Genomic DNA, 23,498 nt, shown 5'->3' on the forward strand with positions numbered 1-23,498 from the left:
CTCTCTAGGATCAGATTTCGCGGTAGGCGGAGACGTCGAACGACGACATGCGGCGCTCGCCGACGCCGAGTTCCGGCCAGCAGGCGCGCCAGGCGGCCATGTGCGGGCTGGCGCGGTGGAAGGCCAGGGCCTCTTCGTCGACGAAATGCTCGTAGACCCGGATCAGGCCAGGGTCGAGCGGGTCTTCGGTCAGGGCGTAGTCCAGGCACCCCGGCTCGGCCCGGCTGTTCTCGACCTGGGCGCGGAGGTGGGGACGGAGATCCGCCAGGCGGTCGGGCGCGATGCGGATCGTGCCGGCGAGGATGATGGTCATCGGCTTCTCTCGCTCCCTTCCCCCTCGATGGGGGAAGGGTTGGGGATGGGGGTGAAACCACGCGTCAGAATGGAGAGGGGCCGTGACGATATCCATCGCCGCATCACCCCCACCCCTACCCCTCCCCCATCAAGGGGGAGGGAAGAGATTTAAACCTCCAGCCAGGGCTGGCTGATCGCGCGCTTGCTCTCGAACACATCTATGTCGCCGCCGTGCATCAGGGTCTCGCCGATGGCGTCGAGGCCCTTGAGCATCTTTTCCTTGCGCACCGGATCGATGTCGAAGGCGATGGTCTTGCCCGACGGCGAGATCACGGTCTGGGCCTCGAGGTCGACGCTGACCATGTGGTTGCCGCCCTTGGCCTCGTCCATCAGCAGCGCCAGCTCGTCGGGCTTCACCACCACCGGCAGCAGGCCGTTGTTGAAGCAGTTGTTGTAGAAGATGTCGGCGAAGCTGGTCGAGATCACGCACATGATCCCGAAGTCCATCAGGGCCCAGGGGGCGTGCTCGCGCGAGCTGCCGCAGCCGAAATTGTCGCCGGCGATCAGCACGGAGGCGCCTCTGTACTCCGGCTTGTTGAGCACGAAGTCGCTGATCTCGTTGCCCTCGCCGTCGACGCGGAAGTCGTAGAACAGGCCCTTGGCCAGCCCCTCGCGCTCCACGGTCTTGAGGAACTGCTTGGGGATGATCTGGTCGGTGTCGATATTGGCCAGCTCCAGCGGAGCCGCGCGGCCGTCGAGGCGGGTGAAGGCGCGCATCAGACGGTCTCCTCAAGGAAGGTGCGCACGTCGGTCAGATGCCCGGCGATCGCCGCCGCCGCCGCCATGGCGGGGGAGACGAGGTGGGTGCGGCCGGCGCGGCCCTGGCGGCCCTCGAAGTTGCGGTTGCTGGTCGAGGCGCAGCGCTCGTGTGGCTGCAGCTTGTCGGGGTTCATGGCCAGGCACATCGAGCAGCCAGGCTCGCGCCAGTCGAAGCCGGCGGCCTTGAAGATGGCGTCCAGGCCTTCTTCCTCGGCCTGTTCCTTCACGAGACCCGAGCCGGGCACGACCATGGCCTTGACGTGCGGGGCCACCATGCGGCCGTGCAGGAAGGCTTCCTGAACCACGGCGGCGGCGGCGCGCATGTCCTCGATGCGGCTGTTGGTGCACGAGCCGATGAACACGCGGTCGATGCGGGCCGCCGAGATCGGCTGGCCGGCGGTCAGGCCCATATAGTCGAGCGCCCGGTGAGCGGCCGCGCGCTTGTCGGGCGTGGCGAAGCTCTCGGGATCGGGGACATTGCCGGTGACCGGCACGACGTCCTCGGGGGAGGTGCCCCAGGTGACCATCGGCACGAGGGCCGAGCCGTCGATGACGACCGTGCGGTCGAACACGGCGTCCTCGTCGGTGAAGAAGGTCTTCCAGTGGCTGACCGCCATGTCCCAGGCCGCGCCCTTCGGCGCGGCGGGCTTGCCCTGGATGTAGGCGAAGGTCTTGTCGTCGGGCGCGATCAGGCCGGCCTTGGCGCCGCCCTCGATGGTCAGGTTGCAGAGGGTCATGCGGCCCTCCATCGACAGGTCGCGCACGGCCTGACCGGCGAACTCGATGACATAGCCGGTGCCGCCGGCCGTGCCGATCTCGCCGATCACGGCTAGGGCGATGTCCTTGCCGGTGACGCCGGGGCCAAGCTGGCCGTCGACGCGGACCAGCATGTTCCTGGCCTTCTTCTGGCGCAGGGTCTGGGTGGCCAGGACGTGCTCGACCTCGGACGTGCCGATGCCGTGGGCCAGGGCCCCGAAGGCCCCGTGGGTCGAGGTGTGGCTGTCGCCGCAGACGATGGTCATGCCCGGCTGGGTGCGGCCCTGCTCGGGACCGACCACGTGGACGATGCCGTTGCGGATGTCGCCCATCGGGAAGAACTCGATGCCGTTATCGGCGACGTTGCGGGCCAAGGTCTTCAACTGAAGCCTTGCTTCCTCGTCCGCCACCGCATCGACGCCCAGGGCCTGGCCCTCGGTCGGGATATTGTGGTCGGCCACGGCGAGGGTGCGGTCGGGCCGGCGCACCTTGCGACCGGCCGCGCGAAGGCCGGCGAAGGCCTGCGGCGTGGTCACCTCGTGGATCAGGTGCAGGTCGATATAGAGGATCGCTTCGCCGTCGGTTTCGCTGACGACGTGGGCGTCCCAGATCTTGTCGTAAAGGGTTTTGCCGGACATGGCGGGGATATAGGGCGGATCGTGCGTCGAAATCCAGTGGCGGGCGGCTGGCGGGCCAAATTCTTGCGTTCAGTGTGACCCGGACGACAGAACGACATAGGGCGCGCCAGTGGTTTCGGCGCGCCCTAGCATCATTCTTTGCTTCCGGGGGCCGATGGCTCCGCCCGGAAAGGGCCGTCCACTAGAAAGGAGACGGTCAGGAAGCCCGGCCGAGGCCGGGGGTGGATTAACCATCTCACGGAACGGCGGTTTGTCAAGATAGTGCGTCCGCACGCAAGCTTGACTATGGGGTCGAGCGCGCCAACGGCGAGACAGCCGGTGACTCCAAGGGCGCCATCGTGGCGTAGCGGGCGATCAGCGGATCGGCGGCGGCCTGGTCCAGCACCCAGTCGCGGAAGGCGGCGATCTTGCGCACGCGGGCGCGGTCGCTGGGATAGGCCAGCCAATAGCCGCCGGTGTAGAGAGCGACGACGTCGAACGGCATGATCAGCCGGCCCTCGGCCAGTTCCCGCGCGAAGAAGATCGGCGAGCCCAGGGCCGCGCCGTGGCCGGCCAGGGCGCTGGCCACCTCCAGGGCTTGGGCGTCGGAGGCCAGGGTGGGCGGCGGCTGCTCGGGATTGGCCGCCACGCCAGCGGCCTGGAACCACTCGTCCCATTCGCGGGCGACGCCGATGCGCTGGACGTCCAGCAGGTCCTCGGGCCGGCCGAGGCCGCCGATCCTGGCCAGGAACTCGGGCGAAACCAGCGGCGTCTGGACGGCGGGAATCAGGAAATGCGCGGTCGTGCCCGGCCATTTCCCGTGGCCGCCGCGCAGGGCCATGTCGACGCCCTCGCGCGAAAGGTCGACCACCCGGCTCGAGGCCTCCAGTCGGACGGCGATGCGCGGATGGGCGATCTGGAAGCCGCCCAGGCGCGGGGCCAGCCATTGGCCGCCCAGGCTCTGGACCGTGGTGATCGACAGAACCCCTTCCTCGGCCTCGACCAGATCGGAGACCGCCGAGCGCAGCAACGAGATCGCCTCGGTCGCGGCGCGCGACAGGCGCTCGCCGGCCGGGGTCAGGGTCACCTCGCGCGGCAGGCGGTTGAAGAGCGGCTGGTCGAGCTGCCGCTCCAGCGCCTTCACCTGCCAGCTGACGGCGGCCTGGGTCACGCCCAGGGCGTCGGCCGCGCGGGTGAAGCTCTTCAGGCGAGCGGCCGCCTCGAACACGCGAATGGCGCTGAGCGGCAGGCGGGAAAGGATGTCAGCCATAAGCAGTGCTTATGTGTATCCAAGGAGTCCGCGTTTGTCACTCGGGCGCGGAACGACGATTTTCGCCGTCATGGATAGCCATGGGAGGCCAACATGATGGACGAAGCCTTCAAGACCCATAAGGAAACCACGTTCGGCTGGGTGTTGGCCCTGCAGGAGCTGTGGGCCGCCCTGCGGGCGCCGGCCAAGCCTCGGAAGCATCCGCGTCCGATCGTCCCGCGATAGCCCGGTGGATGTCAGCGGCCGCCGCTGACATCCAGGGTCGCGCCCGTCACGTACGAGGCCGCGTCGCTCAGCAACCAGACGATGGCTTCGGCGACTTCCTCGGGAAGGCCGGCGCGGCCTAGCGGGGTCTGTGCGCCGAGGCGGTGGGCGCGGTCCGGCTGGCCGCCGCTGGCGTGGATCTCCGTTTCGATCAGGCCGGGGCGGACGGAATTGACCCGCACGCCGTCGCCCGCCAGTTCCTTCGCCAGGCCGACGGCGAGGGTGTCGAGCGCGGCCTTCGATCCGGCATAGTCGACATATTCGAAAGGCGAGCCCAGTCGCGCCGCGGCGGAGGACACCACGACGATCGCGCCGCCCTGGGCGCTCGTGAGCGCTCGCGCGGCTTCGCGCGCCGTGAGGTAGGCGCCCAGGACATTCACCTCGAACATCCGCCGCAGGCGGGCGGCGTCCATGTCCGCCAGGCGTTGGGGCGGGGCGACGATCCCGGCGTTGATCACGACGCCAGCCAGGGGGCCAAGAACCGACTTCGCCTGCTGGAACATGGCGATGGTGTCGGGCTCCGAGGCCACGTCGCCGGGAACGAGAACGGCCGGGACGCCGCGCTCGCGCACGGCCGCCAAGGTCGCCTCCGCCGCGTCGCGGTCGGTCCTGTAGTTGATGGCGATCGACCAGCCTTCCTCGGCGGCGCGAAGGGCTGTCGCTCGCCCGATCCCTCGGCTGGCGCCAGTGATGAGAATGGCCTTCATGGGTCCCGCCTTGGTGCTCGCCAGCGGAGACGTCTAGGCCCTGCGTGGCCATCGACCAAGAAAAAGGCCCCGGCGGTTTCCCGCCGGGGCCTCGTTCATTCGCGAAAGTCGAGAAGACTTAGTCTTCCGACGAAGCCGCGGCGGCCGCGGCCTTGGTGTTGCTGTTCGAGCGCTCGGCGATCCGGGCCGACTTACCGCGACGGTCGCGCAGGTAGTACAGCTTGGCGCGACGGACGACGCCGCGACGCTTGACTTCGATGCTTTCGATGCTCGGCGAGAGCAGCGGGAACAGACGTTCCACGCCTTCGCCGAACGAGATCTTGCGGACCGTGAAGCTCTCGTGGACGCCCGAGCCGGCGCGGGCGATGCAGACGCCCTCATAGGCCTGAACGCGCTCGCGCTCGCCTTCCTTGATCTTCACGTTGACGCGCAGGGTGTCGCCGGGACGGAATTCCGGGATCGCGCGGACGGCCAGCAGGCGAGCGGACTCTTCCTGCTCGAGTTGCTTGATGATGTTGATCGCCATGATCATTTCTCCTTGGGCTTACCCGTTTTCGGGCCGCCTTTTGCCTGTTGATTGGCGAGATGCGCTTCCCAGAGATCGGGCCGCCGCTCGCGGGTCGTTTCTTCACGCATACCGCGCCGCCATTGGTCGATCCGCTTGTGATCGCCCGACAGCAGCACCTCGGGGATGTCGAGCCCTTCGAACGTCCGCGGTCGCGTGTACTGCGGATGCTCGAGGAGACCGTCCTCGAAGCTTTCTTCCAGCGTGCTCTCGATGTTCCCCAGCACACCCGGGGCCAGTCGAACGCACGCCTCGATCACGACCATCGCCGCCGCCTCGCCACCGGCGAGAACGGCGTCTCCGACCGAGACCTCCTCGAACCCGCGGGCGTCGAGCACCCGCTGATCCACCCCCTCGAAGCGGCCGCACAGCACCACGATGCCGGGCGCCTTGGACCACTCTCGAACGCGCGCCTGGGTCAGGGGTTTGCCCCGGGCGCTCATGTACAAAAGCGGCCGACCATCGAGCTCCACGCTGTCGAGCGCAGAGGCGATGACGTCCGCTTTGAGCACGGCTCCCGCGCCGCCACCCGCGGGGGTGTCGTCGAGGAAGCCGCGCTTATCCTTGGAAAAGGCCCGAATGTCCAGTGTTTCCAAACGCCACAGGTCCTGTTCCTTCCAGGCGGTCCCGATCATCGAAACGCCGAGCGGGCCGGGAAAGGCCTCGGGGAACATGGTCAGGACGGTGGCGGTGAACGGCATGGGCGCTCTTTAACCGCAGGCGGGCTCGGTGTCGAAGGGGCGTTCATCAGCGGCGTTTTCGGCTTGTTCACCCTCATCGGCGAAGGTCAGGCCGAAAATCACGCCTGGGACCCGACCATGCCGACCGAGAGCCGCTTCCTCCGACGCCTGACCGAGGGCTTCGCCGCCTTCGCTCGCCGTCTGCGGCGCGACGAACGCGGCGCGATCGCCGTGCAGTTCGCCCTGCTGGCCCTGCCGTTGGCGGTGCTGGTGTTCGGCCTGGTGGATATCAGCCGTGTCAGCCTGCAGCGCCGGCAGATGCAGGACGCCCTGGACGCCGCCACCCTGATCGCCGCGCGCTCGACGGCGGTGACCGACGTCGACCTGGACAGCATCGGGGACGCGGCCTTCGCGGCCGAGATTTCCGGCCTGAACCTGGGGCTCTCCTCCGCCAGTTCGACCTTCAAGTCCGGCACGAACAACCGGGTTCTCGGCACGGCCACCGGCGTGATCAAGCCGATCATCGCCAACCTCTGGACGAACGCCAACATCACCGTGACGGCCAATTCGGAAGTCGTCCGCTCGGTCAACAAGCTGGAAGTGGCTCTGGTGCTCGACAACACCGGTTCAATGGACAGCAACCTGGGGTCGGGCGGTAAGAAGATCACCGCCCTGATCACCGCGTCCAAGTCGCTGGTCGACGTGCTGTCCGCCGCGGCCGCGCGGGCTTCCGAAACTGATGCGGTCAAGATCGCCGTGGTGCCGTTCTCGATGACCGTGAACATCGGCTCGACCTACAAGACCTCTTCGTGGATGACGGGTAGCCTGCCCTCGGAATACGGCTCGGACCTCTTCAATGACGGCGCCCGTCCAGATCGTTTCACGCTGCTGAGCAATATGGGTCTTAGCTGGACGGGCTGTGTCGAAAGCCGGCCCAGCCCCTACGACACCACCGACGATGCGCCGAACTCGTCCGTGCCCGGCACGATGTTTGTGCCGTTTTTCGCTGCGGACGAGCCGGACTCTTCGTATTCAAAATATCGCTACAGCAGCGGCTACCAGACTGACAAATATTCCAATAAGCCGGCCAACGACTATCTTCGCGACTACGGCGGCAATCCTAATCCGTACCCTACGCCGACTGATTGGTGGACGCGACAAGGTGTCGTCACCAAGTACATCTCCGCCAACCTGCGCTCAGGCGCCAGCGCCTTTGACGCCGGTCCCAACGACGGCTGCGGCATCACCAACGTCCTGCGGCTGACGAATGTGCGGACAACGGCTAACGCCAATGTCGTGAAGGCCAAGCTCGACCAGATGGTGGCGAGCGGCAACACCAACGTGGCCATGGGCGCGGTGTGGGGCTGGCACATGATCTCGCCCAACGCCCCCTTCAGGGACGGCGCGGCCTACGGCGCGCCGAAGACGCAGAAGATCATCGTGCTGCTGACCGACGGCGATAACGTCATGAGCGGCAACAGCAACAAGAACGACTCGACCTATAGCGGCTATGGCTATGTCTGGCAGAAGCGCCTGAAGAACGCCTCTAATGTCTCGCTCGACGCCGGTTCCTCTAACGACGCACGCCGCGACGCCATCGATAGCCGTCAGACCAAGATCTGCGACAACCTGCGGGACAGGAAAATCCTGGTCTATTCGATCGGCGTGGGGGTCTCGACCCACTCCAAGAGCATCCTGCAGGGCTGCGCCACGACGACGGACATGTACTACGACGTGACCGACGCTTCGCAGCTGACCACCGTCTTCAACGCCATCGCCGGCTCGATCCAGAACCTGCGGATCGCCAAGTAGCGACCCGGCTGTCGCGCAACGAAAAGCCCCGCCGAGCGATCGGCGGGGCTTTGTTCTGTCCGCACGCCGGGGAGTCTACGCCAGCTTGATCTCGCGCAGGCGCTGCTGGAGGAACTCGTCCGCCGTGATCGACTCCGGATAGCGGTCCGGGTTCTCAGGGCTAATGCAGTTGGGCAGGGTCTTGATCTCGTAGTCCGACGCGAAGTGCAGGAAGAACGGCGTCGAATAGCGCGGGATGTGGCGGCGCTCGGGCGGCGGGTTCTGCACGCGGTGGATGGTCGAGGGCAGGACGTGGTTGGTCAGCCGCTCCAGCATGTCGCCGATGTTGATGACGATGCAGCCCGGGGGCGGGTTGATCGGCAGCCAGTCGCCGTTGCGGTCCAGCAGCTCAAGACCGCCTTCCTCGGCGCCCATCAGCAGGGTGATGGTGTTGATGTCGCCGTGGGCCCCGGCGCGCACGCCGGTGGCGTCCTGCGGGATCGGCGGATAGTGCAGCAGGCGCAGCACCGAATTGCCGTTCTCGATGGTCGGATAGAAGAAGTCGCGGTCCAGCTTCAGATAGGTGGCGATCGCCTCCAGCACCTTGCCGCCCATGCTGTCGAGCGCGTTGTAGAACCAGGATACGTCGTGCTTGAAGGCCGGGATCTCGGCCGGCCAGACATTGTCGGCCATGGTGGCGCGGAAGCGGTGGCCGGGCGGCAGGTCGCGGCCCATGTGCCAGAATTCCTTCAGGTCGTGGTGCGTGGCGCCCTTGGCGGTCTCGACCCCGAACGGGATGTAGCCGCGCGCGCCGCCCTTGACCCCGGCATATTGCTTCTTGATCTCTTCCGGCAGGGCGAAGAAGGCCTTGGTGTCGGCGATCGCCGCGTCGATGCGGTCCTGCGGGATGTCGTACTCCGACAGCACGGCGAAGCCGTAGCGCTCGAACGACGCGCCCAGCTCTTGGGCGAAGCGCGGGAAATCCTTGCTGTAGAGGGAGAACGAGATCGGTTCGATGGCGGAGGTAGACACTTCTTCGAGCCCTGAGACAGCGGAATGGGAGATGAGTAAGTTCCTTCTTACTACACCGAGCCAGGGGTGAAACGAAGACCGTTCATCCTGGCGTCAGGTGCGATATTGGAACTTGACCATAAGAAGGGCGTTTGCCCGTCTGACGTTGATCTACAACAAAGCCGTGAGGGTTGCGAGAATGCGCAAGATTGCCTTGGTCGCTGTACTGATGGGCGCTACCGCCCTGGTCGCCTGCACCACCACCGACCCCTATACCGGCATGCCGGTGCGCAACAACACCGGCACTGGCGTGCTGGCCGGCGCGGCGGGCGGCGCCCTGCTGGGCTATCTGACCAACACCAACAAGGGCGAGCAGGGTCGCAAGAACGCGCTGATCGGCGCGGGCATCGGCGCGCTGGCCGGCGGCGCGGTCGGCAACTACATGGACCGCCAGCAGGCCGACCTGCGCCGCAGCCTCGAGACCTCGGGCGTGATGATCCGCCGCAACGGCGATCAGATCGTTCTGGTCATGCCCAGCGACGTGACCTTCGCCGTCGACAAGTCGGACGTGCAGCCGCAGTTCACCCGCGTGCTGGACGACGTGGCCCGTACGCTGAACGCCTATCCGCAGACCACGATCGACGTGGTGGGCCACGCCGACAGCAGCGGCGGCGCGGACTACAATCAGGGTCTTTCCGAGCGCCGCGCCAGCGCGGTGGCCGACTACCTGGTCCGCCAGGGCCGGGTGTTGTCGGACCGCGTCTTCGTGGCCGGCATGGGCTCGCGCCAGCCGATCGCCGACAACGCCACCGCCGCCGGCCGCGCCCAGAACCGCCGGGTGGAGATCATCCTGCGGCCGCTAGTCCAGTGAACACCTAAGGGCGCGGAATTGTCGCGTCTTTGATCCAAACGGTTGCTTTTCCCTCGCGTCGTCGCCAATTCGTCATGCCTGTTACGGGTTTGTGGGCGGCGCGAGGTCGAAGTGAACAAGTTGGCGAGCCAGGGCGTCAGTCTGACCAAGCAGGCCTATGCGCTGACCGATGACCTGATGACGCCGAACGCGGCGATCTACTGGGTCGACATGATCGTCTCGGTCGTCCTGATGTGGGGCGGGCTCTATGTCGCCGCGACGACGGCCAACCTGGCTATCGGCCTGGGCGCGGGCCTGGTCAGCGTGCTGGCCCTCTATCGCGCCCTGAGCTTCATCCACGAGCTGACCCACATCCGCGACGACGAGGCCCCGGGCTTCCGCGTCGGCTGGAACATCCTGGTCGGCGTGCCGCTGATGACCCCCTCGCTGATGTACGAGGGCGTGCACAACATCCACCACATCAAGGACCGCTTCGGCACGGCGCTGGATCCCGAATACATGCCGCTGTCGCGCTTCACGCCGCTGAAGCTGGCCGGCTTCCTGTTCGTGGCCCTGCTGGCTCCGCTGGGCGTGATCCTGCGCTCGGCGATCCTGATTCCGCTGTCGTTCGTGGTCCCGCCGCTGCGCCGTTACCTGAAGACCAAGCTGTCGGCCCTGATCATCAATCCCGGCTTCGTGCGCGACGACCTCAACCGCTGGCGCGCCGCCTGGGTGGTCCAGGACGTCGCCTGCTGGCTGTGGTCGTGGGCGGTGATCGCCGCCACCGTCGCGGGCTGGCTGCCGCTGCGCGCCGTGCTGACGGGTCTCCTGATCTTCTCGCTGGCCACCTTCCTCAACCAGGCCCGCACCCTGGTCGCCCACCACTGGGACAACGAGGGCGACAAGATGAGCCTCGACGAACAGTTCCTGGACTCGGTCAACGTGCCGCCGCCGAACCTGGCCTCGGCGCTGTGGGCCCCGGTCGGCCTGCGTTACCACGCCCTGCACCACCTGCTGCCGCGCCTGCCGTATCACAATCTGGGCAAGGCCCACGCCCGCCTGTCGGCCGCCCTCACGACGGACTCGATCTATCATCAGGCCTCGGAGAAGGGCCTGCTCGAGGCCCTGGCGGATCTCTTCCGCCGGGTGGGCCAGAAGCAGCCGGCGACCTAAAAAAGCGACGCGGACTCGGCGGGAGTCCGCGTCGCGGTAGTTTGGGTTGTTCACGCGGTGGTCCGGACCCTCCAAAAGTTCCCCACCCTGGACGGACCGGACCAAACCGCTCGGCGCGAGTTCGTCACCAAGGGAATGGATCAGACGATTTTCGCGCCGGCCGCTTCCGTAGAGGCTGGGTCTGACGCCTGGCAACGGGGCGCCAGGGGTTTGAGACGGCGGGTCATGAATCTGAGACGCGGCGCGCGTCTGGCCCAGCCGTTGACGGCGGACGGCTTTCGGGATTTGGCTCAGCTGTCCGCTTATCGTTGGTTCGCGTTTCCGGGTTCGAGTTCCATGTCGCAAGCGTCGATGCTTCCCCACTACCAGGCGGGCACCCAGGTCACGCCGGGCCGCCAGGGCGTGCACGCCTATGCGGAGGCCATCGCGCCGATCTTCGACGTCCGGCTGAACGGCGTCGACGCCGCGGGCCCCGACCTCTGGGTAGACACCTTCAACATCGGGCCGATGCTGCTGGGCGCGGCGCACATGACCGGCGGAGCCTTCGCCTATGGCCGCGACGCGCGGAAGGTCGCCGCGACCGGGCTGGAGCTGATCTTGGTGCAGATCATCCTCGAGGGCGGGGATAGCCGCCGGACGGGGCGGGACGAAACCTTCGCGCGGCCTGGCGACGTCTGCGTTCTTGACCTGACCCGCACCTTCCAGTCCCAGGCGGGCGACTGCGTGAACCTGAATCTGGCCTTGCCGCGCGACGCTTTCGACGCTCGCGACATCGACCTGGACCCGCTGCATGGCCTCGTCCTGGGCCGAGAGAGCGCGGGCGCGCAGCTCTTGAAATCGCACGCCGAGAGCCTGATGCGCGTGGCGACCAATCTGCGCCCGGAGGAGGCGTATGGCGTCGGCCGCGCCACGACCGACCTGCTGGCCGGCCTGATCCTGGGCCAGCGCGGCGACGCGGCTCGGCGGGCCTCGGCCGACACCCAGCGCGCGCGGATGCGCCGGTTCATCGACGGCAACCTGCACGACCCAGATCTTGGGGCCGAGATGCTGTGCCGCCAGTTCGGCGTCTCGCGCGCCTCGCTCTATCGGCTGTTCGCGCCGCTGGGCGGGGTCAGCGAACACATCCGCAACCGACGCCTGCGCCGGGTGTTCGAGGCGCTGTCCGATCCGATCCAGCCCCTGGCCATGGCCCAGGTGGCCGAACGCTACGGCTTCACCGTCTGGTCAAGCTTCAGCCGGGCGTTCAAGAGCCGCTTCGGCATGACGCCGGGCGAGGCGCGTGGACAGGGCGCGATGGCGGCGGCGCGGGCCAGCGCGCTGCAGGCCTCGGCCGGCGCGCTGCCGGACTGGCTGAGGGCGCTGGACGCGGCCTAGGGGCCCTTTAGCTTCTGGGGCCTACTCCGCCCCCTCCCGCTCGGCGCGCTCGCGCAGTTCCTCGTCCAGGCTGGCCGTGTCCCAGGCCCCGCCGGCGTCGCCTGGGCGCATGCGGTGGAGGTCGGCGTCCAGCAGGCGGTCCATGGTCTTGGCCGCGTCGCGCGAGGCCAGGATATAGGCCTCCTCCTGGCCCCACATCGGGCGCAGTTCCTCGAACACCCGCCGATCGTGGCGACGGAAGAAGGCGGCCGCCCGGTGCGCCCGGTGAGCGCGGTAGCCCAACTTCTGCAAGGCGGTGGTCCCCAGGGCCAGGGCCGACTCGAAGGTCTCGCGCTCGACCGCGTCGGCGCCGTTGGCCAGCAGGTCGTAGGCGTGGCGGCGGTCCCAGGCGCGGGCCAGGATCACGAGGTCCGGGAAGGCCTTGCGGGCGGTCTCGACCAGCTCGACGGTCTTTTCGCGGTCATCCAGGGCGACGATCAGCATCCGAGCCCGCTCGGCGCCGGCGGCGCGAAGCAGGTCCAGGCGCGTGGCGTCGCCATAGTGCACCCGGCGGCCGAAGCGCTGCAGCAGCTCGATCTGCTCGATGTCGCTGTCCAGAACCGTTGACTTGAAGCCGCTGGCCTGCAGCAGGCGACCGGTGATCTGACCGAAGCGGCCGAAGCCGGCGATGATGATGTCCGGCTCGCCCTCGTCGAAGTCGCCGGTGTCGGGGACGACGTCCGGGATCGCCGCGTCCATCAGGGCGGCGACGCGCTCGTAGAGGATCATGGCCACCGGCGTCAGGGCCATGGAGACGGCGACGGCGGCGGTCAGCAGGGCGGCCAGCTGCGCGCCGATCACCCCTGCCCCGACCGTGAAGCTGAGCAGCACGAAGGCGAACTCGCCGCCCTGGGCCAGGGCCGTGGCCACCGCCATCGCCCCGCGCCTGGGCGCGCCGAACAGGCGGGCGATGCCGTACATGACGATGAACTTCAGCACCATCAGGCCGATGACGACGCCGAGCAGCTGCAACGGCTGGCGCGCCACCAGCGGCAGGTCGACGCCCGCCCCGACGGTGATGAAGAACAGGCCCAGCAGCAGGCCCCGGAAGGGCTCGATGTCGCTTTCCAGCTCGCGGCGGAACTCGCTCTCGGCCAGCACCACCCCGGCCAGGAAGGCCCCGAGGGCGGGTGACAGGCCGACGATCTGCATCAGGCTGGCGACCGCGACCACGATCAGCAGGGCGGCGGCGACGAAGATCTCGCGCAGGCGGGCCTTGGCGATGAAGCGGAACAGCGGCTGGACCAGATAGCGGCCGCCGCCGATCACTCCGGCCACGGCGGCGAACACCGACAGGGTCTGGGCCCAGATCGGCAGGTGGGCCACGAGACTCCCCCCGCCATGGCCGCCGCCATCCGCCGCATGGCCCGCCGCGCCGGTGGCCAGCAGCGGCAGCAGGGCGAACATCGGAATGACCGCCAGGTCCTGCAACAGCAGCACCCCGAAGGCGGCGCGGCCGACCGGGCCTTGCCGAAGGCCCTTCTCGTCCAGTGTCTGCAGGACGATCGCGGTCGAGGACATGGCCAGCACCAGGCCCACGGCCAGGGCCGTCTGCCAGGGTAGGCCCAGCGCCAGAGCGGCGGCGGCGATGGCCAGGGCCGTGCCCAGCACCTGGGCGCCGCCCAGGCCGAAGATGGCCTTGCGCATGTCCCACAGCATCGAGGGCTGCACCTCGAGGCCGATCAGAAACAGCAGGATAACGACGCCGAACTCGGCGAACTTCATGACGTCGGCCTGGTCGCCGACCAGCGACAGGGCGAACGGGCCGATGACGACGCCGGCGATCAGGTAGCCCAGCACCGAGCCCAGCCCCAGCCGCTTGGCGATCGGCACCGAGACGACGGCCGCGCCCAGATAGACCAGGGTCTGGGTGAGAAAGTTCTCCATCCGCCTTAAGCCTCCGCCTTGCCCGAAACCCGCGGCGCCGGCAGCAGCGAGGCCACCCGCGCCTTGTAGCGCTCAGCCTCGGCCTTCAGGGCGGCGTCGTCTTTCACGGAGGCGCCGTGAACCACGAACGGCGTCTCCCATTCCATGCCGCACAGGTGGGCGGTCTGCTCCAGCGGCCGCAGGAACTCGTCCATGCTGAACCGGTTGTAGCCGTGCATGTGGTACGCCTTGGCGCTGGCTCCGGTGGAGCAGGCCACGAACAGCTTCTTGCCCTTCAGCGCCACGCCGTCCTCGCCATAGGCGAAGCCGTGCAGCCAGACCAGATCCAGCCACTCCTTCATCAGGGCCGGGGTCGAGTACCAGTAGAGCGGAAACTGCAGGGCGATGACGTCGTGGGCCAGCAGGGCCGCCTGCTCGGCCTCGATGTCGACCGCGAAGTCCGGATAGATCTCGTAGAGATCCTTGAAGGTGACGCCCGAGAGGGCCTTGGCCGCCTTGGCCAGGGCGCGATTGGCGCGAGACCGTTCAAGCGCCGGGTGGGCCAGCACGAGGAGCACGCCGGAGGCGGCCCTTGGGGTGGCGGGCGTCACGGAGCCGGTGCTAGCGTCGGTCATCAGGCGACCCTTTCGGAAAATAATTCATCAAGGGTTGAATTTCTTCGCGGCTCGGGCGACACGGTTCGCCAAGAGCCAAACAGGTGCGGCGAGGCAGCCTTTTCATCCGCTACGGATAAACAGGCCGACCCCGTTCGGGATAGCCCGCGAGCTCGGGAATAGGGAGACACCATGGTCGACAAGGTGAAGAAGGACGCCGTCGAGGCCCTCGCCGGGCTGTTGTTCGACGGCATGACCATCATGGCCGGGGGCTTTGGCCTCTGCGGCATTCCGGAGAACCTGATCGCGGCGATCCGCGAGGCGGGGACGAAGGACCTCACGGTCATCTCCAATAATTGCGGCGTCGACGGCTTCGGCCTGGGAATCCTGCTGGAGAACCGCCAGATCAAGAAGATGGTCTCGTCCTATGTGGGCGAGAACAAGCTGTTCGAACAGCTCTACCTCAGCGGCGAACTGGAACTTGAGTTCAATCCGCAGGGCACGCTGGCCGAACGCATCCGTGCGGGCGGGGCGGGCATCCCGGCCTTCTTCACGCGCACCGGCTACGGCACCCTGGTGGCCGAAGGCAAGGAAGTCCGCGAGTTCGACGGCGAGATGTACGTGATGGAGCGCGGCCTGACCGCTGACCTCGCGATCGTCAAGGCCTGGAAAGGCGACGCCGAGGGCAACCTGATCTACCGGAAGACCGCCCGGAACTTCAATCCGATGATGGCCACGGCCGGCCGGAAGACCGTCGTGGAGGTCGAGCAGCTGGTCGAGATCGGCGCCCTGGACAAGGACGCCATCCACACGCCCGGCATCTATGTCGATTTCATCGTCAAGGGCGCCAAGTTCGAGAAGCGCATCGAGCGGGTGACCACCCGTCCCAAGGAAACCGCCGCCGCTGGAGTTGAAGTCTGATGGCCTGGACCCGTGACGAGATGGCGGCCCGCGCCGCCAAGGAGCTGCAGGACGGCTTCTACGTGAACCTTGGGATCGGCATCCCGACCCTGGTGGCCAACTACATTCCCGAGGGCATGTCGGTGACGCTGCAGAGCGAGAACGGCATGCTGGGCATGGGCCCCTTCCCCTATGAGGGCGAGGAGGACGCCGACCTGATCAACGCCGGCAAGCAGACGATCACCGAGCTGGACTCGAGCTCGTATTTCAGTTCGTCGGACAGCTTCGCCATGATCCGCGGCGGTCACATCGCCCTGTCGATCCTGGGCGGCATGCAGGTGTCCGAGACGGGCGATCTCGCCAACTGGATGGTGCCCGGCAAGATGGTCAAGGGCATGGGCGGGGCCATGGACCTCGTCGCCGGCGTCAAGCGCGTGGTGGTGGTCATGGACCACTGCGAGAAATCCGGCGCGCCCAAGCTCCTGAAGCAGTGCTCGCTGCCGCTGACCGGCGCGGGTGTCGTGGATCTGCTGATCACCGAGCTGGGTGTCTTCGAGATCAATCGCGGCAAGACGCCGGTGAAGCTGATCCAGCTGGCCCCGGGCGTGACGGTCGACGAGGTCAAGGCCAAGACCGAGGCCGCGTTCGAGGTGGCCGTTTAGACAGCGGTGGCGCGGCAACCTCGTCCTTCGACAAGCTCGGGATGAGGTTGCCGGCTATCGCGGCGCCAACATTCGGACCTCACCCTGAGCCTGTCGAAGGGCGAGGTCCAGGGCGTTACTTCGCCGTTTTCCGTGGCTCCGGCGGCAGTCCCGTGACCGGATCGCGGGGCAGGGGGGCGAAGCCCTCGGCGATGAACAGATCGATCCGGCGCGAGCGCTTCTTGTCGAGGCGCACGCGGCTGATCTGCATGCCGGAGGTCGCCTTGAAGTCCTGCTCGATCTCGGGCCGGTAGCCGCCCTCCAGGCTGACGATCAGGGCGCGGCGGCCGTAGTCGGCGTCGAGTGGGGCCTCGGTTTCGGCCTGGTTCTGCGGTTGGGCCTCGTGCACCCACATCCGCAGCGGCGGCGCGCCCGGCTGGCCGAAATAGTCGCGGCCGTAGTAGGCGGCGGCATTGTAGACGAAGCGGTCGTCCATCGCGACGGCGCTGAGCGGCCCGCGCAGGGCCTGCTCCTCGCGCGAGCGCTCGATGATCGCCTGGACGGTCTGGTCCCAGCCGCGCACGCGCTTGAAGCCGTTCGACAGGCCCACGGCGTCGGCGGCCTTCGGGTTGACCATGCACACCACGAAGAAGGCGGCGAACAGGGCCTCGAAGGCCAGACCCGCGATCAGCCAGCGGCGGGCGTTCCAGCGCAGCAGCCAACCGGCCGACAGCACCGACCCCGCGACGAAGGCGGCCCCGGCCCAGTTGGCGTTGGCGCGCGAGACGAAGGCCTCGCCGGCCACGATGATCAGCGGCGGCGCGCAGAAGCACAGCAGCAGCAGGTCCGGCGACTGAAGCTTCTTCTTCACGCCCAGCCAGACCGCGCCGCCCAGCAGCACGGCGAACGGCACGGGACCGAAGACACCGAACTGCGAGGCGATGAACTCGATCAGCTCACGGAAATTGAACAGCTGATGCGAACCCCAGTTGGCGTTCGAGGCCGTGTGCTTGACCGTCGCGAAATGGTGGCTGGCGTTCCAGGCGAAGTTCGGGGCCAGGGTCAGGACGAAGGCGGTGACGAACAGCACCGCCGCGGCGATACACCAACGATCGCGAGCCGACTTCGAGATGGCGAAGTGGATGACGATGCTGCCCAGGGCGTAGACCGCCGCGTACTTGGACAGGAAGGCCAGGCCCAGGGCCACGCCCATGCCGGCGGCGACGAAGTAGCGGCGGGGCGCGGTCTCCTCGGCCAGGGCGACATAGGCCCAGATCGTCAGCGACAGGAAGAACAGCAGCGGTGCGTCGGTGGCCATCAGGCCCGACGACAGCACCACGCCCGGCATCAGGCTGTAGATCGCCGCCGCGACCAGACCCGTCCAGCCGCCGTAGAGCTTGCGGGCGATGCGGTGGACCACCAGGGCGGTCGCGCCGTGCAGGAGCGGGGCGGAAAGTCGCACCCAGGCCTCGGCGTCGCCGCCGACGTGGGTCGTGGCCCAGATCAGCCAGGCGATCATCGGCGGCTTGGAGAAGTAGCCGAACGCCAGCTCGCGCGACCACAGCCAGTACTGGGCTTCGTCCGGGTACAGCTCAAGAGGCGTCGAAAACAGGGCGATCAGCCGCACGAGCGTGAGCGCGGCGACCATCATCAGCGTCAGGCGCCAGGCGCGGGACTCGATCGAAAATCTCGAAGATTCGTGTGCGGTTACCATGACGCCTAACTAGCCAAGTAAGAAAAATTTGACCAATTCTTCCGCGTTATCCGGCCTTTATGACAGTTTGGGGGATGGCGTGGCCTTTCCGTCACCAAACCTTCTAAAACTTTCGCTAAACGGCCCTCAACGATGCTCATCCATGCCGTCCGCGGCAGGCGTGTCGAATAATGAGGGGATCTTCAAGATGAATATGAGAAATTTCGCCCTGGCGACGACCGCGCTGGTCGGCTGCCTGATGGCCGCCAATGGCGCCTATGCTCAGTCCACGGCCTCGACCGAACTCGATAGCGTCGTCATCACCGCGGCGACCGGTCCGAAGACCGTCGGCGGCATGCTGAACGCCGAAACCGTGGCTAAGAGCCGTGCGACGGTGTCGCAGGAGTTCCTGGCCACCCAAGTTCCGGGCCAGACGGTGATCCAGTCGCTGAGCATTCTCGTTCCCGGCCTGAACTTCACCAACAACGACGCCTACGGCAGCAGCGGCGGCAACATTCGTCTGCACGGCTTCGACGGCAACCGCGTCGCTCTCACGTTCGACGGCATGCCGCTGAACGACACCGGCAACTACGCGACCTACACCAACCAGTTGCCCGACTCGGAAATCATCGCCAGCGCCACGGTCAACACCGGCTCGACCGACGTCGACAGCCCGACCGCGGCCAGCACCGGCGGCACCATCGGCATCTCGACCCTGACGCCGAGCAAGGAGGCCAGCGTCTGGGCCCAGGCCAGCGTCGGCACCGACAACTATCGCCGCTTCGCCGCCTTTGCCGAGACCGGCGAGCTCGGTCCGTGGGGCACCCGTATGTGGGTCGAGGGCTCGTACCAGAAGTACGACAAGTTCAAGGGTCAGGGCGAGATCTACAAGCGTCAGGTCAACGCTAAGATCTATCAGCCGATCGGCGACAACGGTGACTTCGTCAGCCTGGCAGCTCACTACAATGTCAACCGCAACAATGCTTACTACGGCCCGAACCTGCGGACCTCGACCGGCAGGCTGCCGAACGGCGCGGACGCGCCGGACCAGACCGCGACGGACGGCTGGGACGTCGATTTTGCCACCGTCTATATCGCTCCGGCCGTCACCACGCCGACGGGCGTGACCGGTGACGTCGACAACGACAACGGCGCGACGAATTCCAGCTACTACGGCCTGCGCATCAACCCGTCGAACACCGGCAACCTGCGCGGTCAGTCGAAGTTCTCGCTGGGCCATGGCCTGACCTTCACCTTCGACCCGTCGTTCCAGTACGTCCTGGCCAACGGCGGCACGCAGAATGGCACGCTGTCGGAAACCAGCCCGCAATTGCGCGGCTCGACGACCACGGGCGGCGTCGATCTGAACAAGGATGGCGATCTGAACGACACCGTTCGGGTCATGACGCCCAGCAACACCAACACCCGCCGTTATGGCGTGCTGACGTCGCTGATCTGGAAGCTGAACGACAACAACGCGTTCCGCGTTGGCTACACGCTGGACTACGGTCGCCACCGCCAGACCGGCGAGTACAGCACCATCGACTTCGGTGGCTCGGACGGTCCGCGCTACACCTCGTGGTTCGGCGGCAAGGACGGCCACGGCGAGAAGATCATGACCGTGGACGGCAAGAGCTTCATGCGCGCGCGTGACCGCTTCTCGATCGCCACGCTCAACCAGTTCAGCGCCGAATATCGCGGCAAGTTCATGGACGACAATCTGAACGTCAGCGTCGGCGTCCGCGCACCGTTCTTTAAGCGCGAACTGAACCAGTTCTGCTACTCGCAGAACGGCTCGAGCTCGGTGCGCTGCACCACCGAAACCCCGAATCCCACGCTGGCTAACGGCAACGTGACGTTCGCGGCGACCGGCACGACCGAATATATCGCGCCCTATTCCAAGACCCTGAAGTATGACGACGTTCTGCCGAACGTCGGCGCGATGTATCGTTTGGGCGATCAAAGCCAAGTTTACGGCAGCTACGCCGAGTCGACCTCGCTGCCGCGCACTGACAACCTGTACACCGTCAAGCGCCTCACCGACGGTACGGTCGGCAACTCGGACGTGCAGCCGGAAACCAGCAAGACGTTTGAAGGCGGCTATCGCTTCCAGACGGCTGAATGGCTGGTCAACCTGAGCGCTTGGTCGACCCAGTTCCAGAACCGCATCGTCAGCTCGTACGACCAGGACCTGGGCATCAACATCGACCGCAACGTCGGTAAGGTGAAGCAGTGGGGCGTCGACGCCTCGGCCGGCTTCAACCCCGTTGAATACCTGGCGGCCTATTTCTCGGTCTCCTACAACGACAGCGAGGTGCAGGACAACATCGCGACCAGCGCCACGACCTTCGCCGCGACCAAGGGCAAGTCCCTGGCCGAGACGCCGCACTGGACCTTCTCCAACCGCCTGGAGCTGGAACCGATGGAAGGCCTGACGCTGGGCGTCCAGACCAAGTACGTCAGCTCGCGCTGGGTGACCGACGTCAACGACCTGAAGGTTGGTGGCTACGTCCTGACGGACCTGGACGCTAAATATTCGCTGAAGGGGCTCGGTTTCGAGAACTCGTTCATCCAGGCGAACGTGAGCAACCTGTTCGACAAGAAATACTACGGCAACCTGGGCACGCAGACGAGCGCGACCCCGGGCGCCCCCGGCTATGGCCGCCCTTACGCCAACATCGGCTCGCCGCGCAGCTTCACGCTCACCCTGCGGGCCGGCTTCTAGACCGACCATCAGGCAAACCAAGGACGAGGGCGGCCCGGCTTCCGGGCCGCCCTTTTTCTTTGTCATCTAGGCCTGATAGTTAGGCGACGCTTGACCCGGACCCCTTGACCCGGACTCCTTTGGGGGCCATCTGCGCCCCCTTTCGTTTTTCCCCGTCTCTATTGGGCTTTCGAATGACCGTCACCGTCCCCGCCGAGTGGGCTCCGCACCGCGCCATGTGGGTGGGTTTCCCCAGCCATGCCGACCTCTGGCAGGAGAATCTGGAACAGGCGCAGCAGGAAGTCGCCGACCTGGCCCGCGCTCTGGCCGGCCCGGGCGGCGAGCGCGTGCGCCTGATGGTGGTCGGTGACGAGGCCGAGGCCGCCGCCCGCGCCCTGCTCTCCGACACCACGGTCGAGATCGTCCGCGGCCAGTTCGGCGACATCTGGCTGCGCGACACCGGGCCGATCTTCGTCGACGATAAGGGCTCGGCGCGCGCGGCCGGTTTCCAGTTCAATGGCTGGGGCGGGAAGTACAGCCTGGAGGGCGACGACATCGTCGCCGAGCAGATCGCGGCCGCCTCGGGCGCGCCGCTGGTCCGCAACCCCTTCATCCTCGAAGGCGGCGCGCTGGACCACGACGGCAACGGCACCATCCTGACGACGCGCCAGTGCCTGCTGAACGCCAACCGCAACACCGGCTGGGACGAAGCCGCGGCCACGGCCGCCCTCGCCGACGCCCTGGGCGCCAAGAAGGTGCTGTGGCTGGGTGACGGCCTGCTGAACGACCACACCGACGGCCACGTCGACAACCTGGCCCGCTTCGTCGCGCCGGGCGTCGTGGCCTGCCCGATGGGCTTCGGCGCGAACGACCCGAACGCCGAGGTCTATGCCGAGACCGCCCGCCTGCTGGCCGGCATGACCGACAGCCGGGGCTCGCCGCTGCAGGTCGTCCGCATCCCGTCGCCGGGCCTGATCCTGGACGAGGACGGCGAGCCGATCCCGGCCTCGCACATGAACTTCCTGATCGCCAACGAGGCGATCATCGTGCCGATCTACGCCGAGGAGTCGGGGGCCTTCGCCGTCGAGGTGATCAAGGGCGTGTTCCCGGAGCGTCAGGTCATCGGCCTGCCGTCCACCGCCATCCTGACCGGCGGCGGTTCGTTCCACTGCATTTCCCAGCAAGAGCCGGAGACCGCCTAATGGCCCGCACGCTCAGCGTCGCCGCGATCCAGACCTCGTATGGCTTGGATCTGCAGGCCAACATCAAGAAGACGGAAGCCTTCATCCGTGAAGCCGCCGCCAACGGCGCGCAGGTCATCCTGCCGTCGGAGCTGTTCCAGGGCCCATACTTCTGCGTCGCCCAGGAGGAGCGGTGGTTCGCCGAGGCCCATCCGTGGCGCGAGCACCCCGTCGTCAAGGCCATCGCGCCGCTGGCCGGCGAGCTGGGCGTTGTGATCCCGATCTCGATCTACGAGCGCGAAGGACCACACTACTTCAACAGCCTGGTCATGGCCGACGCCGACGGGTCGCTGCTGGGCGTCTATCGCAAGAGCCATATTCCGGACGGTCCGGGCTATATGGAGAAGTACTACTTCCGGCCCGGCGACACGGGCTTCAAGGTCTGGGATACGCGCTTCGGCCGTCTGGGCGTCGGCATCTGCTGGGACCAGTGGTATCCGGAGGCCGCCCGCGCCATGGCCCTGATGGGCGCCGAGGCCCTGTTCTATCCGACCGCCATTGGCAGCGAGCCGCATGACTCCAGTCTGGACACCGCCCTGCCGTGGCGGCGGGCCATGCAGGGCCACGCCGTCTCGAACGTGATCCCGGTGGTCGGCGCCAACCGCATCGGCTTCGAGCCGTGGGACGGCTATCCGAACGGCGGCCAGACCTTCTATGGCTCCAGCTTCATCGCCGACCATCGCGGCGATCTGGTCAGTGAGCTCGGCCGCGCCGACGAGGGCCTGGTCAACGCCACCTTCGATCTGGATTTCCTGACGACGCACCGCGCCGCCTGGGGCTTCTTCCGCGATCGCCGGCCAGAGTTCTACGCCGCCCTGGCCACCGGTCGGCCTGCTTAGTGGAGGGCTTGGCATGATTTCCACCGACCGCCTGGTCCTGCGTCCGGCGGTCGACGCCGACCGCGACGCCATCGCCGCCATGAACGGCGATGCGCGAGTCGGCGCCTGGCTGGGCGGCGTGCGCGGCCGGGCCGAGAGCGACGCCTTCGTCGACCGGGTTCAGGCCCATCAGGCCGAGCACGGCTTCGGCTTCTGGGTCGTCGAGCGCCAGGCCGACGCGCGCGTGGTCGGCATGACGGGCCTCTGGTGGATTCCACCCGAGATGGCCATGCCCAAGACGGTCGAGATCGGCTGGCGTTTCCATCCCGAGGCCTGGGGTCAGGGCTACGCCACCGAGGCGGCGAAGGCGGCGTTGGCCTACGGCTTCGACACCCTGCGGCTGCCCGAGATCATCGCCTTCACCGCCCGTACGAATCTGGCCTCGCAGAGCGTCATGCGGCGGATCGGCATGAGCCATGACCCGGCGCGCGACTTCGACCATCCGGGCGTGGCGGAAAGCGATCCGCTGCGCGCCCATGTGGTGTTCGTGGCGCGCGCCTAGGCCTCGCACCCTCCCGGCGCGCCCCCGGCCTTCGACGCGGTCACCTCCGCCCGCGCCCTGGCCAGATCGGCCATGAAGCCCGGATCGTCATGCCGCCGCGTGACCCTGGCCGAACCCAGGCCGCGCAGCCGGCCAGGACCAGGCCCGTGGCGGCGTCGGCGATGAGCGCGAAACGGGTCATCGGATGCATCCGCATGGTCATTCGCCCACACAGGGGCGGGAAAGTCGCGCGTCGAGAGAAAGCGGATT

At 67.2% G+C, this 23,498-nt stretch carries 23 protein-coding genes and 1 pseudogene; 11 read left to right on the forward strand and 13 right to left on the reverse strand.

Annotation, left to right across the window (positions count from 1 at the left end; genetic code table 11):
* Positions 1 to 10 precede the first annotated feature (10 nt).
* The 4 genes from AC1RJ9_RS04080 to AC1RJ9_RS04095 all read right to left on the reverse strand — a co-directional run bounded on the left by AC1RJ9_RS04080 (position 11) and on the right by AC1RJ9_RS04095 (position 3,756).
* Complete coding sequence (locus AC1RJ9_RS04080; protein ID WP_492836206.1) at positions 11 to 313, reverse strand: putative quinol monooxygenase; 303 nt, start codon at positions 311 to 313, stop codon at positions 11 to 13.
* Positions 314 to 462: 149 nt separating this feature from the next.
* Positions 463 to 1,071 carry a 3-isopropylmalate dehydratase small subunit gene (gene leuD, locus AC1RJ9_RS04085; RefSeq protein WP_492836208.1) on the reverse strand — a complete coding sequence of 203 codons (609 nt, stop codon included), beginning with the start codon at positions 1,069 to 1,071 and terminating at the stop codon, positions 463 to 465.
* Positions 1,071 to 2,507, reverse strand: coding sequence for a 3-isopropylmalate dehydratase large subunit (leuC, locus tag AC1RJ9_RS04090; RefSeq protein WP_492836210.1), 1,437 nt, complete (start codon positions 2,505 to 2,507; stop codon positions 1,071 to 1,073). Before leuC ends, leuD begins: the two co-directional genes overlap by 1 nt.
* Before the next feature lie 283 nt (positions 2,508 to 2,790).
* Positions 2,791 to 3,756 (reverse strand): LysR substrate-binding domain-containing protein, encoded by a 966-nt coding sequence (locus AC1RJ9_RS04095; protein ID WP_492836212.1) that lies wholly within the window; start codon positions 3,754 to 3,756, stop codon positions 2,791 to 2,793.
* A 93-nt stretch (positions 3,757 to 3,849) separates the two neighbouring features.
* On the opposite strand from AC1RJ9_RS04095, the gene AC1RJ9_RS04100 reads away from it, so the two are divergent.
* On the forward strand, positions 3,850 to 3,981 hold the full coding sequence (locus AC1RJ9_RS04100) for a hypothetical protein (RefSeq protein ID WP_492836214.1): 132 nt from the start codon (positions 3,850 to 3,852) through the stop codon (positions 3,979 to 3,981).
* Between the two features lie 11 nt (positions 3,982 to 3,992).
* On the opposite strand, the gene AC1RJ9_RS04105 is transcribed toward AC1RJ9_RS04100, so the two are convergent.
* The 3 genes from AC1RJ9_RS04105 to trmD form a co-directional block, all read right to left on the reverse strand.
* The gene (locus AC1RJ9_RS04105) at positions 3,993 to 4,727 is read right to left on the reverse strand and encodes an SDR family oxidoreductase (protein ID WP_492836216.1); all 735 of its coding nucleotides are present in this window, start codon (positions 4,725 to 4,727) and stop codon (positions 3,993 to 3,995) included.
* 118 nt (positions 4,728 to 4,845) lie between these two features.
* The gene (gene rplS / locus AC1RJ9_RS04110) at positions 4,846 to 5,253 is read right to left on the reverse strand and encodes a 50S ribosomal protein L19 (protein WP_492836218.1); all 408 of its coding nucleotides are present in this window, start codon (positions 5,251 to 5,253) and stop codon (positions 4,846 to 4,848) included.
* Positions 5,254 to 5,255: 2 nt separating this feature from the next.
* A complete protein-coding gene (trmD, locus tag AC1RJ9_RS04115) occupies positions 5,256 to 5,993 on the reverse strand; it encodes a tRNA (guanosine(37)-N1)-methyltransferase TrmD (protein ID WP_492836220.1) in 738 nt (245 codons plus the stop codon).
* A gap of 117 nt (positions 5,994 to 6,110) precedes the next feature.
* Here trmD and AC1RJ9_RS04120 point away from each other — a divergent pair, with 117 nt between their 5' ends.
* Entirely contained in the window at positions 6,111 to 7,784 is a 1,674-nt protein-coding gene (locus tag AC1RJ9_RS04120; protein ID WP_492836915.1) for a TadE/TadG family type IV pilus assembly protein, read from the forward strand.
* Between the two features lie 75 nt (positions 7,785 to 7,859).
* Here the strand turns inward: AC1RJ9_RS04120 and AC1RJ9_RS04125 are convergent, their stop codons facing one another.
* Positions 7,860 to 8,795: an isopenicillin N synthase family dioxygenase gene (locus AC1RJ9_RS04125; RefSeq protein ID WP_492836222.1), complete on the reverse strand. Its 936-nt coding sequence runs from the start codon at positions 8,793 to 8,795 to the stop codon at positions 7,860 to 7,862.
* Between the two features lie 178 nt (positions 8,796 to 8,973).
* Here AC1RJ9_RS04125 and AC1RJ9_RS04130 point away from each other — a divergent pair, with 178 nt between their 5' ends.
* The 3 genes from AC1RJ9_RS04130 (at position 8,974) to AC1RJ9_RS04140 (ending at position 12,171) form a co-directional block, all read left to right on the forward strand.
* Positions 8,974 to 9,645 (forward strand): YiaD family glycine zipper/OmpA-like lipoprotein, encoded by a 672-nt coding sequence (locus tag AC1RJ9_RS04130; protein WP_492836224.1) that lies wholly within the window; start codon positions 8,974 to 8,976, stop codon positions 9,643 to 9,645.
* 120 nt (positions 9,646 to 9,765) lie between these two features.
* Positions 9,766 to 10,797 (forward strand): ceramide hydroxylase CerH, encoded by a 1,032-nt coding sequence (gene cerH, locus AC1RJ9_RS04135; RefSeq protein ID WP_492836916.1) that lies wholly within the window; start codon positions 9,766 to 9,768, stop codon positions 10,795 to 10,797.
* Between the two features lie 336 nt (positions 10,798 to 11,133).
* On the forward strand, positions 11,134 to 12,171 hold the full coding sequence (locus tag AC1RJ9_RS04140) for a helix-turn-helix domain-containing protein (RefSeq protein WP_492836226.1): 1,038 nt from the start codon (positions 11,134 to 11,136) through the stop codon (positions 12,169 to 12,171).
* A gap of 21 nt (positions 12,172 to 12,192) precedes the next feature.
* On the opposite strand, the gene AC1RJ9_RS04145 is transcribed toward AC1RJ9_RS04140, so the two are convergent.
* Together AC1RJ9_RS04145 and kefF are read right to left on the reverse strand one after the other, a co-directional pair.
* The gene (locus AC1RJ9_RS04145; RefSeq protein WP_492836228.1) at positions 12,193 to 14,097 is read right to left on the reverse strand and encodes a monovalent cation:proton antiporter-2 (CPA2) family protein; all 1,905 of its coding nucleotides are present in this window, start codon (positions 14,095 to 14,097) and stop codon (positions 12,193 to 12,195) included.
* 5 nt (positions 14,098 to 14,102) lie between these two features.
* Positions 14,103 to 14,711, reverse strand: coding sequence for a glutathione-regulated potassium-efflux system oxidoreductase KefF (gene kefF / locus AC1RJ9_RS04150; protein ID WP_492836230.1), 609 nt, complete (start codon positions 14,709 to 14,711; stop codon positions 14,103 to 14,105).
* Positions 14,712 to 14,882: 171 nt separating this feature from the next.
* Here kefF and AC1RJ9_RS04155 point away from each other — a divergent pair, with 171 nt between their 5' ends.
* Both AC1RJ9_RS04155 and AC1RJ9_RS04160 read left to right on the forward strand, forming a co-directional pair.
* Positions 14,883 to 15,611 carry a CoA transferase subunit A gene (locus AC1RJ9_RS04155; protein WP_492836232.1) on the forward strand — a complete coding sequence of 243 codons (729 nt, stop codon included), beginning with the start codon at positions 14,883 to 14,885 and terminating at the stop codon, positions 15,609 to 15,611.
* On the forward strand, positions 15,611 to 16,252 hold the full coding sequence (locus AC1RJ9_RS04160) for a 3-oxoacid CoA-transferase subunit B (RefSeq protein ID WP_492836234.1): 642 nt from the start codon (positions 15,611 to 15,613) through the stop codon (positions 16,250 to 16,252). Before AC1RJ9_RS04155 ends, AC1RJ9_RS04160 begins: the two co-directional genes overlap by 1 nt.
* A 17-nt stretch (positions 16,253 to 16,269) precedes the next feature.
* On the opposite strand, the pseudogene AC1RJ9_RS04165 reads toward AC1RJ9_RS04160, so the two are convergent.
* Together AC1RJ9_RS04165 and AC1RJ9_RS04170 are read right to left on the reverse strand one after the other, a co-directional pair.
* A pseudogene (locus AC1RJ9_RS04165) lies at positions 16,270 to 16,363 on the reverse strand (hypothetical protein); the annotation flags it as partial.
* Positions 16,364 to 16,367: 4 nt separating this feature from the next.
* Positions 16,368 to 17,945, reverse strand: a complete 1,578-nt coding sequence (locus AC1RJ9_RS04170) for an ArnT family glycosyltransferase (protein WP_492836236.1) — start codon at positions 17,943 to 17,945, stop codon at positions 16,368 to 16,370.
* A 187-nt stretch (positions 17,946 to 18,132) separates the two neighbouring features.
* On the opposite strand from AC1RJ9_RS04170, the gene AC1RJ9_RS04175 reads away from it, so the two are divergent.
* The 4 genes from AC1RJ9_RS04175 (at position 18,133) to AC1RJ9_RS04190 (ending at position 23,249) form a co-directional block, all read left to right on the forward strand.
* Entirely contained in the window at positions 18,133 to 20,649 is a 2,517-nt protein-coding gene (locus tag AC1RJ9_RS04175; protein WP_492836238.1) for a TonB-dependent receptor, read from the forward strand.
* Between the two features lie 173 nt (positions 20,650 to 20,822).
* Entirely contained in the window at positions 20,823 to 21,830 is a 1,008-nt protein-coding gene (locus tag AC1RJ9_RS04180; protein WP_492836240.1) for an agmatine deiminase family protein, read from the forward strand.
* Positions 21,830 to 22,708 (forward strand): N-carbamoylputrescine amidase, encoded by an 879-nt coding sequence (gene aguB, locus AC1RJ9_RS04185; protein WP_492836242.1) that lies wholly within the window; start codon positions 21,830 to 21,832, stop codon positions 22,706 to 22,708. Before AC1RJ9_RS04180 ends, aguB begins: the two co-directional genes overlap by 1 nt.
* Positions 22,709 to 22,721: 13 nt before the next feature.
* On the forward strand, positions 22,722 to 23,249 hold the full coding sequence (locus AC1RJ9_RS04190; protein WP_492836244.1) for a GNAT family N-acetyltransferase: 528 nt from the start codon (positions 22,722 to 22,724) through the stop codon (positions 23,247 to 23,249).
* A gap of 40 nt (positions 23,250 to 23,289) precedes the next feature.
* Here AC1RJ9_RS04190 and AC1RJ9_RS04195 read toward each other — a convergent pair whose 3' ends face one another.
* Complete coding sequence (locus tag AC1RJ9_RS04195) at positions 23,290 to 23,430, reverse strand: hypothetical protein (protein ID WP_492870903.1); 141 nt, start codon at positions 23,428 to 23,430, stop codon at positions 23,290 to 23,292.
* Positions 23,431 to 23,498 lie beyond the last annotated feature (68 nt).

It is taken from the genome of Caulobacter sp. GW822-FHT07D08, assembly GCF_058798735.1.